The sequence below is a fragment of the Psychroflexus sp. ALD_RP9 genome (assembly GCF_017311165.1).
Lineage (GTDB): Bacteria > Bacteroidota > Bacteroidia > Flavobacteriales > Flavobacteriaceae > Psychroflexus.
On record NZ_CP062973.1, the window covers coordinates 2,125,622 to 2,139,966 of the forward strand.

Below are 14,345 nucleotides of genomic sequence, written 5' to 3' on the forward strand. Positions count from 1 at the left end.
TATGAAATTACCCAATAAATTATTAATACTGCTGGTTTTATGCTGTACTTCACTAACTTTTTCACAGCAAACGCCTGCACCAAAACAATCTCAAAGTATTAGCATTGTTAATGCAACAGCCCATATTGGTAATGGTGAGGTGTTAAAAAACGCAGTTATTGTTTTTGAAGACGGTATCATTACTTACGTTGGCACCGATCAATCAAAAGTCAAGGGAACAACAATTGAGGCAACACGAAAACACGTTTACCCTGGTTTTATAGCACCTAACTCAACTTTAGGTTTAGTTGAAATCGATGCGGTAGCAGCTACAGATGATGAAGACGAACTTGGTAAAATGCTACCACACGTGCGGAGTATCATCGCTTATAACACTGAAAGCAAAGTAGTTGAAAGTATGCGTCCTAATGGAGTTTTAATGGGACAAATTACTCCTCAAGGTGGCCGTATTTCAGGAACTTCTTCTATTGTTCAATTTGATGCATGGAACTGGGAAGACGCTATTATTAAAGAAGATGATGCTTTGCATCTTAATTGGCCCAATGGTTTTAGACGAAGTGGTAACTGGTATGATCCTAATCGTCGTTACGAACAAAATAAAAACTACCAACCCGAAGTTGAAGATTTATATACTTACTTTAAGTCAGCTAAGGTATATACAGGAACAAACGATCGTGATTTGGAGAAGGAAGCCATGCAAGGCGTTTTTAACGGCTCAAAACGTTTGTTTGTTCATGTAAATGGCGAGAAAGAAATTCGTGATGTCATTAGTTTTAAAGAAAAAATGAATCTTCCTAACTTAACCATTGTTGGTGCTTACCATGCTTATAAAGTTGCTGATGAACTTAAAGCTGCAGATATTTCTGTTTTAGTTCAACGTGTGCACCAAGTTCCAAATTTTGAAGATGATGATTATGATTTACCTTATAAATTACCTAAGTTACTTCATGATGCAGGTTTATTAGTTGCTTTAGAAGGTAGTGGGCAGATGGAACGTATGAACTCTAGAAATCTACCATTTTATGCGGGTACAGCTGCAGCATTTGGTTTAGATAAAGAATTAGCACTACAGATGATTACTTTAAATACAGCTAAGATACTTGGTGTTGAGGATCAAATAGGCTCATTAGAAGTTGGTAAAGATGCCACTCTTTTTATTAGTGAAGGTGATGCGCTTGATATGAAAGGAAACAAGCTACAAAGAGCCTTTATTCAAGGACGTGACATTAGCTTAGAGTCTCATCAAACCGAGTTATATAAGCGTTACTCCAATAAATATAGAGATTAATTTTTGTTTCTTAATCTTCATTTAAATAAAAAACCTCGAATTAATTTCGAGGTTTTTTTATAACAAAATCTTTAAACTTAATTGTTTTAATAAACCCGACTTAAGCATTAGAACTTTGTGATGAAGTTCGAAAATACTATAAAATCAGGTGACTTGGAAGATTTAGCATAGCACCGCTATGGTAAATATAAAAACACCAATGAAATGTTGATTTTCAAGTAGTTTCGGGCCGTAATAGATTTTCTGATGCATAAGTCGGGTTAAAATAAGTTAATCGTCTGTAAAACTTTGTATCGCAAGCTCATAACTTTTTAAGCCAAAGCCAAGAATACAACCCAATGCAACAGGTGTAATAAAAGAATGTTTCCTGAAGTCTTCACGTTGATGAGTGTTTGAAATGTGAACTTCAACCACTGGTGTTGAGATCGTTTTGATGGCATCGGCAATAGCAACTGAAGTGTGAGTGTAGGCAGCTGCATTTAAAATAACACCATCTACATCATCACATTCTTGAAGTTCAGAAACGAGTTCACCTTCAATATTTGATTGAAAGTAAGACAGTTCTATACTTTTATATTTAAATTGTAGTTCTGTAAAATAATCTTTAAAACTTGTGTATCCATAAATTTCTGGCTCTCGTTTACCAAGAACGTTTAAATTTGGCCCGTTAATTATATGTATCTTCATGCGATTAAATTATTAAGCTAAGTTACAAAAATATATCATGCCTCATGAATTGGTCAGCTGCAATTAAGGACTTTGTTAATTACTTGAAAATTGAACGTGGTTTACAACATAACACAGTAGTTAACTATCAATTAGATGTTGAAAAGTTGCAAAATTATCTAGATCATTTCAATGTAGAAGTAAGTCCTGTAAAAATTTCAGTCGAAGTGATTAGAGACTTCATTTATCATTATTCAAAATCTGCAAATGCCAGAAGTCAAGCACGATTAATTTCTGGCTTAAAGAGCTTTTTTGATTACTTGGTTTTTGAAGATTTAAGAGAAGATAATCCGATGGCTTTAATTGAAGCGCCTAAAATTGGCCGAAAATTACCAGATACTTTAAGTTTAAATGAGATTGATCAACTTTTAGCTGCTATTGATTTATCTTCTGCTCAAGGTCAGCGAAATAAAGCGATTATTGAGTTGTTATATGGTTGTGGTTTACGAGTTACCGAATTGGTAAACCTACGTATTTCAGATTTATATTTTGAAGAATCTTTTATAAATATTGTGGGTAAAGGCAATAAGCAGCGTTTTGTTCCGATTAGCGATTACACTATTAAATATGTAGAGTTATATCGAAAACATGTTAGAAATCATCAGCAAATTGTGTCTGGTTATGAAGATGTTTTGTTTTTAAATAGGCGTGGTAAACAGTTATCAAGAGCTATGATTTTTACCATAATAAAATCACTTGCAAAAAAGGCAAATATTCAAAAAAAAATTAGTCCGCATACCTTTAGGCATTCATTTGCGACACATTTACTAGAAAATGGCGCCGATTTACGTGCTATACAGCAAATGTTAGGTCACGAAAGTATTACCACAACTGAGGTTTACATGCATTTAAACCAATCTCATTTGCGCGAGACTATAGAGAAATTTCATCCTAGAACATAATTTATAAAAGTTTATAGTAATCATAACTTGTTTGTTTGATTACTGCTTATTTTTGCATCATGGAAATACCATTATTAAAAGAGATTGTTGTTGTTTTAGGAATTTCAATAGTTATTATTTTAGCTTTTCAAAAGCTGAAATTGCCCTCTATTCTTGGCTTTTTGTTAGCAGGTATTATTGTTGGTCCAAATGCTTTTAATCTGTTAAGCTCACAGCATGAAGTTGAATTACTGTCAGAAATTGGTATTATATTTCTATTATTTGTAATTGGTATTGAGCTTTCGTTCAGCGGACTCATGAAAATTAAAAAAACTGTATTCTTAGGCGGTGGAGCTCAGGTATCACTAACCATTGCAATAGTAGCTTTATTTGCTACAATTTATGGTTTAAGTATTAATACTTCAATTTTTATTGGGTTTTTAATTGCTTTGAGTAGTACTGCAATAGTTTTAAAACTTTTACAAGAACGTGGTGAAATACAATCTCCACAAGGGCGCTTGTCTCTTGGAGTTTTGATTTTTCAGGATATCATTGTTGTACCTATGATGTTAGTAACACCAATTTTAGCAGGTAAAACGCCAGATGTTTGGGAAACAGTTTTAATGTTGGTGCTTAAAATAATTGGTCTTGGAGTTGTTGTTTTTATTTTGCAGAGATATATTGTACCTAAGGTGTTTAGAGCTGTTGTAAAAACTAAAAGTAAGGAGTTATTTATATTAGCAACTGTGGTATTTTGTTTTGCTATAGCTTGGTTAACAAGCGCTGTTGGATTATCATTAGCATTAGGTGCTTTTTTTGCAGGTTTAATTATTTCTGAGTCCGAATACAGTCATCAAGCCACCGCAAATGTTCTACCATTTCGTGAGATATTTATCAGTTTCTTTTTTATATCTGTTGGGTCATTACTTGATATTCAATTTTTTGCGCTTCATTTTCATTATATATTGCTTATTGTTTTAGTTGTTTTAATTATTAAAATACTCGTTGTTTTACTAACATCTCGATTATTACGATTAACTCCGAAAGTAGCATTTTTAGGTGCTTTTTCATTACTGCAAGTTGGTGAATTTTCACTTTTACTATCTACAGTTGGTGTTCAAAATGAGTTACTTACACCAGATTTATACCAATATTTTTTAGCAGTTTCTATAGTTACAATGGCATTAACCCCATTTTTTATTCATAAGGCTGAAAAAATGAGTCGTTTTTTACTGACAGTTCCTATCCCAAAACAGGTTAGAAAACGTCTAAATGCCCAGAAAATCGATATGAGTTCTCATGAAAATGACCATTTTCATGAATGGGAAGATCACGTTATTATTGTTGGATATGGAATTAATGGTAAAAATATTTCACGAGTTACACAGCAAATAGATATTCCCTATGTGATTGTTGAAATGGATTATGAAGAGTTTGAAGCAGCTAAAGCTAATAACCAACCTATTGTTTTTGGTGACGCAGGACAAACTGAAATTCTTCAGCACGTCAATATACAAAAAGCTAGAGTTGTTGTTATTGCGATTTCAGATCCAGAAGCTACAAAACACATCATCTCTTCAATCCGTTTATTTTCACAAACAGTTTACATTATCGTTAGAACACGCTTTGTAAAAGAAATTGAAGAAAACATGAAAATTGGTGCCGATGAAGTTATTCCAGAAGAATTTGAAACTTCTATCGAAATATTTACCCGCGTACTGAAACAGTATATGGTTACACAAGATGAAATAGCTAACATTGTAACTGAAATTCGGTCTGCAGATTATGAAGTGCTAACCAGTTTAAAACCGGTGTCTAAAAAAGCCGTTTTTAAGCAATTGAACATACCGAATAAAGAAGTGGCTACATTGCATGTACAACATCGCGATAACCCAATAGTAGGCCGAACAATTGAAGCCTCAGGCATTGGTAAAAACTACAATTTAACTGTTTTAGCAATTAAACGTGGTCGTAAATATATCGATGAAATAAAACCTGATACCAAAATTTGCGTCGACGATATTATTTACATTTTTGGCACACCAGCAAAGATTAACGAATTGAATAAAATTGTAAAACTTTAGTGTAACAATTATTAATAATTTTGACGTATACATTAGTTAATAAAAATAAATAAAATATAAATTCAACTTTTAAATCAACTACATGAAAAAAATTAGTCTCTTAGTTTTATCAAGCTTACTTTTCATTGCTTGTAATATTAAACCCGAACAAGAAAAATCTGGTATTAATATTAGCTTAGATTTAGTGAATATAGAAAACGATCAAGTTAAAGTAATTCATGATCCAGGTGTTATTTCAACTGAAACGATAACCTTTTTTATTCCAAAAACAATACCTGGAACCTATGCCATTAATAACTATGGACAGTTTGTTGAAGGGTTTTCAGCTATTTCATATGATGGAGAAACTTTACCTGTAACACAACTCAACCAAAACTCTTGGAAAATTAATAATGCTAAGGAATTAGACAAGGTTCAATACTTAGTTAATGACACTTATGATATTGAAGGTGAAGGCGATGTGTTTTCTCCAGCTGGAACAAACATTGTAGCTGATGAACATTTTATGCTTAATTTACATGGTTTTGTAGGTTATTTTGAAGGCATGCAAGAAGAAGTACATCAGCTAGAAATAAAGCGACCTAATAAATTAGTAGCTTCAACTTCACTTCCTGTAGCTAGCCAAATGAAGGACGTTAATTATACCACTGATGAATTTGTTACAAATCGTTATTTCGGTATTATTGATAACCCAATTATGTACGCAAAACCAGATACAACAAGTTTTGATATCCAAGGTATGCAAGTTGAATTAAGTATTTATTCGCCTAATAAAACTTATTCTACAAACGACTTAAAACCCGCTTTAGAAGAAATGATTCAGGCTCAAAAAGCCTTTTTGGGCGATATTGATAATACGCCAGTATATTCTATTTTACTGTATTTGTCTGATATGGAAGCCACCGATGCTCGTGGTTTTGGTGCTTTAGAACACCATACGTCGACTACTGTGGTTTTACCTGAAACTATGCCTTTAGAGCAACTCAAGCAAACAATGACTGACGTTGTTTCTCATGAATTCTTTCATATTATCACTCCTTTAAATATACACTCTAATGAAGTGCACTATTTTGGATACAACGATCCTAAAATGTCTAAGCATTTATGGATGTATGAAGGTGTAACTGAGTATTTTGCTAATTTATTTCAAGTTAATCAAGGGCTTATTTCAGAGCAAGAGTTTTATAACCGCATAAATGATAAAATTAGTACGGCAGCTTCTTTTGATCGTACAATGCCATTTACAGAAATGAGTGAAAATATACTTGAAGAGGATTATAAAGATAGCTATTACAATGTTTACCAAAAAGGCGCTTTAATTGGTATGACTTTAGACATAAAGCTACGTGAGTTAAGCAACGGAGAAATGGGTATTTTAGACCTTATGAAAAAACTAATTTCTAAATATGGTAAAGAGCAACCATTTAATGATGATGAATTATTTAATGATATCGTTACAATGACTTACCCTGAAATTGAAGACTACTTTAGCACTTATATCTCAGGAACAACGCCGCTAGATTTTGAATTATTTTTTGAAAAAGTTGGTTTAGAACAAGCCACTGATATGGCTAATACAGGCTACTTTTTAAATGGCCAAACACCTTTTATTAATGTTAACCAGAGTACAAAAGAGGTGTTTTTTAGAAAATCTTACCCAATGAATACCTTTTTTGAAAATCTTGGTGTTAAGCCTGGCGATATCATAAAAAGCATTAATGGTACAGAATACAATCTAGATAACATTAGAAATTTAATCATGAATTCTATGGGCTGGAAAGTAGGAGAAGACTTTAAAATGATAGTTGTTCGAGATGGAGAAGAGCTTAGTTTCGAATCAAAATTAGAGCAACCAAAAATTGAAAAATCAACTTTAAAGGCAAAAGATTTAGAGCCATCAACTGAAGCTTATCAGCTAAGACAAGCTTGGTTGAAGTCTTAGGTTGTTTTTACAATAATTAAAAAGTCCAAATTTATTTTTGGACTTTTTTTGATATATAAATTATGCTTAGCTTTGTTTTAGCACGAATATTATGAGAAAAACTATCAGGCAGTTCTTCATTTCAAGGAAAATTAAATCTAATTCTTCGCTAAATAGAATACAGAAGCTAAATCATAACCGAGCTATAATTTTGTTTCATGTAGAGCATACAAACTTTAAGCAACTTAAGCAATCTTTTAAAAAATATTTTGTTGACTCTAAAAACTTTAAGTTACATTTAATAGGCTTTGGAAGCGAAAAAAGTATAGCTGTTTTGAGAGAGAAATCAACTGAAAACTTACAATTTATTTCGCCTAAAGACTTCAACCTGTTGGCAAACTTAAAAACCGAATCACTTCAAAAATGTTTAAATCAACCTTATCATTTTTGTTTCAACTTTTATCCTTCAAATGTGTCTTATCTTCAATTAATCAACTCAATGATTTCAGCTCATTTTAATATAGGAGTTACGGAAGGATATCCAAATAAATTTTCAGTTTCAGTACCAGAATCAGAGCCAGACCAGTTTTTTAAAGAAGTTTCAAACTATATAAGTAAAATTACATATGTATAATTCAAAGTTTACAGGTACAGGTGTTGCATTAGTTACGCCGTTTAAATCAGATTTATCAGTCGATTATAGAGCTTTAGAGCGGTTGGTAAACTACCAAATAGATAATGGTATCGACTATATTGTTGTTCTTGGCACAACAGCTGAAAGTGCCACCTTGACCAATGAAGAAAAAGAGCGTGTTAAACAAACAATTATTGAGGTTAACCAAAATCGGGTGCCTTTGGTTTTAGGTGTTGGCTCAAATAATACTCAACAATTATTAACCGATATAAAATCGACAAAGTTGGATGGCTTTGATGCTATATTGTCTGTGTCTCCTTTTTACAATAAACCGACACAAGAAGGCATTTATCAGCACTTTGCAAGTTTGGCAAAAGTTTGTGATTTACCAATTATTCTTTATAATGTTCCAGGTCGTACAGGCTCTAACATGCAGCCCTCGACAGTCGTGCGCTTAGCAAAAGAATTTAACCAAATTATAGGAATTAAAGAAGCTGCTGGCGATTTAGAGCAAGCAATGACTTTAATTCGAGATACACCTGAAGATTTTCTAGTGATTTCTGGTGACGACATGATCACCTTGCCAATGGTTTTAGCTGGTGGTGCTGGAGTTATATCAGTCATGGCTGAAGCTTTTCCAAAAGAATTTTCAGCAATGGTTAATTACGGATTAAAACGAGATGTTAATAAAGCATTCGAATTGCATTATCAACTTATGCATGGCATTCAATTAATATTTAAAGAAGGAAATCCCGCTGGTATTAAGGCAGCTTTCAAGCATTTAGATCTTGCTGAAGCTAACGTGAGGTTACCATTAGTTGAAGCTTCGAAGCAGTTAAAAACAGAATTAAAAACCTTTATCGATGGTTTGTAAAATAAGCTTTGAAATATTGCGTTTTTATAATTAGATAATAATCAGTAATTTTGCAAAATATTTAATTTAGATGAAGTATATAGTTAGTTTACTTATTGCAACCCTATTTTTATCAAGTTGTAGCGAGTATCAAAAGGTTTTAAAAAATGAAGAACCTGCACCAAAATACGATTTAGCAAAAACGCTTTACGAAAAAGGCGTTGAAACAGGTCGATCAAAATACTTCACTAAATCGATACGTTTATTTGAACAAATATTACCACAGTATAGAGGTAAACCTCAAGGCCAGATTTTAGCTTACATGAATGCAAATGCTTATTATTTGAATGGCGATTATTACACATCTGCTTATTTGTTTGAGCGTTTTGCACAATCTTATCCTACAAGCGAAAAGGCTGAAGAAGCCATCTTTAAATCAGCTAAAAGCTACTACAAAGTTTCGCCAGTTTATAGCAAAGACCAGTCGCAAACTCAAAAAGCACTCGATAAACTACAAACTTATATAGATGTTTATCCAGAAGGTTCTTATTTCGTTGAAGCTAATGATATTGTTTTAGAGCTAAGAACTAAACTCGATAAAAAATACTACGAAATTGCTAAGCAATATCATCATACTGAACGCTATAAAGCTGCAATTGAAGCTTTAGATAATTATATCTTAGATTATCCAGGCACACCTTTTAAAGAAAAGGCCTACTTTTATAAATTTGAGTCAGCCTACATTTTGGCGATTAACAGTTTACGTTCTTTAACAGAAGAACGTTTAGAGGCCGCAAAGATTTATGCTGAAGATTATTTACGCTATTACCCTAAAGGTGAATTTTCTGAACTGGCAACAAACTATTTAAACGATATTAACGAGAGACTAAACAAAAAAGCTTATGAAAACTAATATTAAAGATTCTAACGCTCCCGTATCAACGACAACAATTAATAAAAATGCTGTTGATGCTCCTACCAACAACATATATGAAGCAATTTCAATTGTATCTAAGCGTTCAACCCAAATTAATACGGAGATGAAGCGTGAATTATTGGAAAAATTAGACGAATTTGCAACTTATAACGATAGCTTAGAAGAGATTTTTGAAAATAAAGAGCAAATTGAAGTTTCTAAGTTTTACGAGCGTTTACCTAAGCCACATGCTTTAGCTTTAGAAGAGTGGTTAGAAGATAAAATATACTACCGTCATACTAAAGAAAGCGAAGAGATTTAATGCATTTGTTAAGCGGCAAGAAAATATTACTTGGTATTACAGGTGGAATTGCCGCTTATAAATCTATATTCTTACTTCGACTACTTAAAAAATCAGGTGCTCATGTCAAGGTGGTTACAACTCCAAAAGCACTTGATTTTGTTACGCCTTTAACCTTAGCCACACTTTCTGAATTTCCAGTCTACCATCAATTACAAGATGAAGATGGTAATTGGACTAATCATGTAGAACTTGGGCTTTGGGCAGACTTGATGGTAATTGCACCGGTAACAGCTAATACCTTAGCTAAAATGGCCCATGGCAATGCAGACAACTTATTGCTTACAACTTATCTTTCAGCTAAATGTCCAGTGTATTTTGCACCAGCAATGGATTTAGATATGTATAAACATCCAAGTACCAAAGCAAGCTTGGAGAAACTATCTGGTTTTGGCAATATTTTTATAAAGCCTGGCGTGGGTGAATTGGCTAGTGGCTTATCTGGTGAAGGGCGAATGGCTGAACCTGAAGAAATCCTGAATTTTATTTCAAGTCACCTTCAAAGTCAGCTAAGTTTATACAATAAAAAAATCTTGATCACAGCTGGGCCAACCTATGAGTCAATTGACCCTGTTAGGTTTATTGGTAATAGGTCTAGTGGTAAAATGGGTTATGCACTTGCTGAGGCTGCTTTAAATCTAGGAGCTGAAGTCTGTTTAATTTCAGGACCAACTGCTTTACAATTGTCACATCCTAACTTACAAATTATTCAAGTTGAATCAACTCAAGAAATGTTAGATGCAGTTAAAAGCAATTTTAAAAACCAAGATTTGGCTATTGCAGCGGCAGCTGTTTCAGATTTTACACCTGTAGAAGTTAATGCTCATAAAATTAAAAAGTCAGACCAATTATTAAATATTAATTTTAAAAAGACACCTGACATTTTAAGTTATATGGGTAAAACTAAAAATCAGCAAGTTTTAATAGGTTTTGCACTCGAAACACAAGACGCTTTAAAATACGCACGCGATAAAATGAAGCGTAAAAATACTGACGCCATATTAGTGAATACTTTTAGCGAAACCAATCCTGTTTTTGGTTCAGATCAAAATAATTTATACTTCTTGTCTAATAAAGAACAAATAAATTTAGGTCAGCATTCTAAACAAGTGCTTGCACAAAAAATTTTTCAGTTGATTACCGAAAAGTTTTTGTAAACTAGAAAAATATTAAATCATAGATAATCGACTTAAAAAAAACTCATGCTTAATTCAACTAAATTTAGCTTTATTTTACTAGCCCTGATTTGTTTTTCAAAAATTAAAGCTCAAGAATTTAATGCTGAAGTTGTTGTCGATGCGCAACAAACTGGCAAAAATCAACTCACGGTTTTTAAGACATTAGAGCAGCAATTAACTGAGTTTATTAATAGAAATTCATGGTCATCTTATCAATTAGAGAACCATCAAAAAATTAATTGTAGTTTTTTTATTATAGTAAAGTCTTTTAATAATAATCAATTTCAAGCCTCTTTACAAGTTCAGGCATCAAGACCTATTTTTGGTAGTGATAAATCTTCACCAATTTTTAATTTTAAAGATAACGATCTTAGCTTTACTTATAAGGAATTTCAAGTTTTTAATTATTCGCCAAACACTTTTGAAAATAATCTAGTTTCAGTTATTTCATTTTATTTAAAAACGATTCTAGGCTTAGATGCCGATAGTTTTGAAGAGCTTAGCGGAAATTCATTTTTTGAAGAAGCTAACCAAATTGTAAATTATTCTCAGCAACGTGGTTCAGGTTGGTTAATTTCAGGAAATGCAAATAGTAGGGCAGCGCTTAATAGGGATTTATTATCTAACAACTTCCAGCAATTTAGGCAAGCTTTTTATGGCTATCACCGTTTAGGTTTAGATCAGTTTTACTCCGATTCAGATTCAGCTAAGTCTGAAATAGTTTCAGCCTTAAATGATATTCAAGCAGTTAATAGTCGTAGGCCAAACTCTATTCTGGTTCGTACGTTTTTTGATGCTAAGTCTAACGAAATACTTGAAATTTTTAGTAATGGCAATCCTGAGAATCATGAAGCCATTAAAAATACGTTGCAAAAAATGGCTCCAATTCATAGTAGATCTTGGCGCCAAATCAAATCTTAAATTTTAAAGTGATAAATTGATGCTGGTTTTGTAAATTTACAGTCAAAACTTAAGGGCTTGTTACAAAAGTTAATCATTAAAAATTACGCTTTAATTGAAGATGTTCAATTAAATTTAAAAACTGGTTTTACGGCAATTACAGGAGAAACCGGTGCTGGTAAATCAATTTTACTGGGCGCCATAGGCTTGTTGCTAGGTAAAAGAGCAGACTTATCTGCAATTAAAAATGATGCTAATAAATGCATTATAGAAGGTGAATTTTTAATTAAGGCTTACAAATTAAAGACTTTATTTCAGCAACTCGACCTTGATTACGACGCTCATACAATCATTAGGCGCGAAATTTTACCATCAGGTAAATCACGACTATTTATAAATGACACACCCGCAAAATTATCACAAGCTCAAGAATTAGGCAGGCATCTTATTGATATACATTCACAACACGATACCTTAAGCATCACCCAGCAAGATTATCAATATCAAGTTCTAGATGCAATAGCTAAAAGTGAAAAAGAGCGGCAAGATTACCAAGTTGCCTTCCAAAATTTAAATCAGCTAAAGCAAAAGTTAGCCAAACTCAAAGCTAGTCAATTAGAAGCCCAAAAGAATTATGATTATAATTTATTTTTACTTGAAGAACTTGAGGCGCTAAAATTAGAAACAATTAATCAAGCTGAGCTTGAGCAGCAAAAACATAAATTAGACAATGTAGAAGTTTTGCAAGAAAAACTTTCTACTGCCTACCAATTACTGTCCAATGAAGATCTCGGTCTTACCAATCAGCTACGGCAACTTCAAATAGAACTGAAAACTGCCACTCAAATAGACCATAGTCTATCAGCTGTTTTTGAACGTGTTAATAGTAGTTTAATCGAATTAGAAGATATTGAGCAAGAGGTTGATAAATATCTTGAAACAGTTGAAAATGATCCAGAGTTGAAATCAGCTTTAGAGGCAACTTTAAATGATTTACACAGATTACAAACAAAGCATCAAGTTGAAGATGTTTCAGAGCTGATCAAGATAAGAAACCACTTACAAGAACAAGTTGAAGCGTCTCAAAACGCTAATCTCGACTTAGATGAAGTTAATCAAGAGATTGCCACTGCCGAACTTCAACTGAAACAAGCAGCCAAACGTTTATTTGAAAAACGTAAATCAGTCACTGAGCTAATTTCAACTTCAATTAAAAAAACCTTATCAAACTTAGGAATGCCAGAAACTAAGTTTTCAATTTCAGCTCAATATACAGGACAGTTTAATTTACATGGTGCAGACGAGTTTCATTGGTTATTTACAGCTAATGCGGGTCATGATATGCAAGCTGTTTCAAAAGTTGCTTCGGGTGGAGAACTTTCTAGAATTACATTAGCTTTAAAAGCTCTGTTATCGAAGAAACAGCATTTGCCGAGCTTGATTTTTGACGAAATTGATACTGGCGTTTCAGGTGAAATTGCAACTAAAATGGCTGATGTTATGCAGGAAATGGGACAACGAATGCAAGTTATTGCAATTACGCATTTACCACAAATTGCATCAAAAGGTAATGAACACTTTAAAGTGTTTAAATTAAAAATCAATCAAACGACAACATCACAGATTAAAAATTTAACTACTCAGGAGCGCATTGAAGAACTCGCTGAAATGCTTGGTGGAAAATCTTCAACTTCAGCAGTTTCACATGCAAAATCTTTATTACATCAATAAAAATTTTACTTTTACAAATTCAAATTTCAATTTTTAAATATGGCTTACAATTTATTAAAGGGTAAACGCGGAATTATTTTTGGCGCACTCGATGAAAACTCGATAGCATGGAAAACCGCTGAACGCGTTCATGAAGAAGGCGGAACATTTGTACTTACTAATGCGCCGATTGCCATGAGAATGGGCTCTATAAAGCAACTCGCAGAAAAAACTAACGCAGAAATAATTCCAGCTGATGCTACTAATCTTGAAGATTTAGAAAAATTAGTTGAAGAATCGATAGAGATACTTGGTGGCAAAATTGATTTTGTATTACATTCTATAGGCATGTCTATTAACGTAAGAAAAGGTAGAGCCTACACCGACCAAAATTATGATTGGACGCATAAGGGCATAGATGTTTCTGCTATGTCGTTTCATCGTGTTATGCAAACCTTACATAAAAAGGACGCGATGAATGAATGGGGAAGCATAGTTGCTTTAACTTATATGGCAGCACAACGCGTCTTTCCTGATTATAACGATATGGCCGATAATAAAGCTTACTTAGAGTCAGTTGCAAGAAGTTTTGGCTATTTCTTTGGTAAAGATCGTAAGGTTCGTGTTAACACGATATCTCAGTCACCAACACCTACCACTGCTGGTAAAGGCGTTAAGGGTTTTGATGCTTTTATAAACTATGCAGAGAAAATGTCGCCATTAGGCAATGCAACTGCATTAGAATGTGCTGATTACACGGTAACTCTATTTTCAGACCTAACTAAAAAAGTAACTTTACAAAATTTATTTCACGATGGTGGATTTTCTAATGTTGGTGTTAGTCAAGAAGTCATTGAAAAATTTGAATAGATAATAACGTTATAGGTTTTATG

The 14,345-nt window shown here is 33.0% G+C and carries 13 protein-coding genes; 12 read left to right on the forward strand and 1 reads right to left on the reverse strand.

Going from position 1 to position 14,345, the window contains the following annotated elements; genetic code table 11:
- Position 1 precedes the first annotated feature (1 nt).
- Entirely contained in the window at positions 2 to 1,288 is a 1,287-nt protein-coding gene (locus tag IMZ30_RS10055; RefSeq protein ID WP_207038174.1) for an amidohydrolase family protein, read from the forward strand.
- A 270-nt stretch (positions 1,289 to 1,558) separates the two neighbouring features.
- On the opposite strand, the gene aroQ is transcribed toward IMZ30_RS10055, so the two are convergent.
- On the reverse strand, positions 1,559 to 1,975 hold the full coding sequence (gene aroQ / locus IMZ30_RS10060; protein ID WP_207038175.1) for a type II 3-dehydroquinate dehydratase: 417 nt from the start codon (positions 1,973 to 1,975) through the stop codon (positions 1,559 to 1,561).
- Positions 1,976 to 2,019: 44 nt separating this feature from the next.
- Here aroQ and xerD point away from each other — a divergent pair, with 44 nt between their 5' ends.
- From xerD to IMZ30_RS10115, 11 genes are all read left to right on the forward strand, one after another.
- Positions 2,020 to 2,916 carry a site-specific tyrosine recombinase XerD gene (xerD, locus tag IMZ30_RS10065; RefSeq protein WP_207038176.1) on the forward strand — a complete coding sequence of 299 codons (897 nt, stop codon included), beginning with the start codon at positions 2,020 to 2,022 and terminating at the stop codon, positions 2,914 to 2,916.
- 59 nt (positions 2,917 to 2,975) lie between these two features.
- Complete coding sequence (locus IMZ30_RS10070) at positions 2,976 to 4,979, forward strand: cation:proton antiporter (protein WP_207038177.1); 2,004 nt, start codon at positions 2,976 to 2,978, stop codon at positions 4,977 to 4,979.
- An 82-nt stretch (positions 4,980 to 5,061) separates the two neighbouring features.
- A complete protein-coding gene (locus tag IMZ30_RS10075; protein WP_207038178.1) occupies positions 5,062 to 6,921 on the forward strand; it encodes a peptidase M61 in 1,860 nt (619 codons plus the stop codon).
- A 91-nt stretch (positions 6,922 to 7,012) separates the two neighbouring features.
- Entirely contained in the window at positions 7,013 to 7,534 is a 522-nt protein-coding gene (locus tag IMZ30_RS10080) for a DUF6913 domain-containing protein (protein ID WP_207038179.1), read from the forward strand.
- The gene (gene dapA / locus IMZ30_RS10085) at positions 7,527 to 8,408 is read left to right on the forward strand and encodes a 4-hydroxy-tetrahydrodipicolinate synthase (RefSeq protein WP_207038180.1); all 882 of its coding nucleotides are present in this window, start codon (positions 7,527 to 7,529) and stop codon (positions 8,406 to 8,408) included. Before IMZ30_RS10080 ends, dapA begins: the two co-directional genes overlap by 8 nt.
- Positions 8,409 to 8,478: 70 nt before the next feature.
- Entirely contained in the window at positions 8,479 to 9,300 is an 822-nt protein-coding gene (locus IMZ30_RS10090; RefSeq protein WP_207038181.1) for an outer membrane protein assembly factor BamD, read from the forward strand.
- A complete protein-coding gene (locus tag IMZ30_RS10095; protein WP_207038182.1) occupies positions 9,290 to 9,625 on the forward strand; it encodes a DNA-directed RNA polymerase subunit omega in 336 nt (111 codons plus the stop codon). The genes IMZ30_RS10090 and IMZ30_RS10095 overlap by 11 nt, the downstream gene beginning before the upstream one ends.
- A complete protein-coding gene (gene coaBC / locus IMZ30_RS10100; protein ID WP_207038183.1) occupies positions 9,625 to 10,821 on the forward strand; it encodes a bifunctional phosphopantothenoylcysteine decarboxylase/phosphopantothenate--cysteine ligase CoaBC in 1,197 nt (398 codons plus the stop codon). The genes IMZ30_RS10095 and coaBC overlap by 1 nt, the downstream gene beginning before the upstream one ends.
- Positions 10,822 to 10,866: 45 nt before the next feature.
- A complete protein-coding gene (locus IMZ30_RS10105) occupies positions 10,867 to 11,763 on the forward strand; it encodes a DUF4835 family protein (protein ID WP_207038184.1) in 897 nt (298 codons plus the stop codon).
- A 57-nt stretch (positions 11,764 to 11,820) separates the two neighbouring features.
- Entirely contained in the window at positions 11,821 to 13,473 is a 1,653-nt protein-coding gene (gene recN / locus IMZ30_RS10110; protein WP_207038185.1) for a DNA repair protein RecN, read from the forward strand.
- A 39-nt stretch (positions 13,474 to 13,512) separates the two neighbouring features.
- On the forward strand, positions 13,513 to 14,322 hold the full coding sequence (locus tag IMZ30_RS10115; RefSeq protein ID WP_207038186.1) for an enoyl-ACP reductase: 810 nt from the start codon (positions 13,513 to 13,515) through the stop codon (positions 14,320 to 14,322).
- Positions 14,323 to 14,345: the final 23 nt, after the last annotated feature.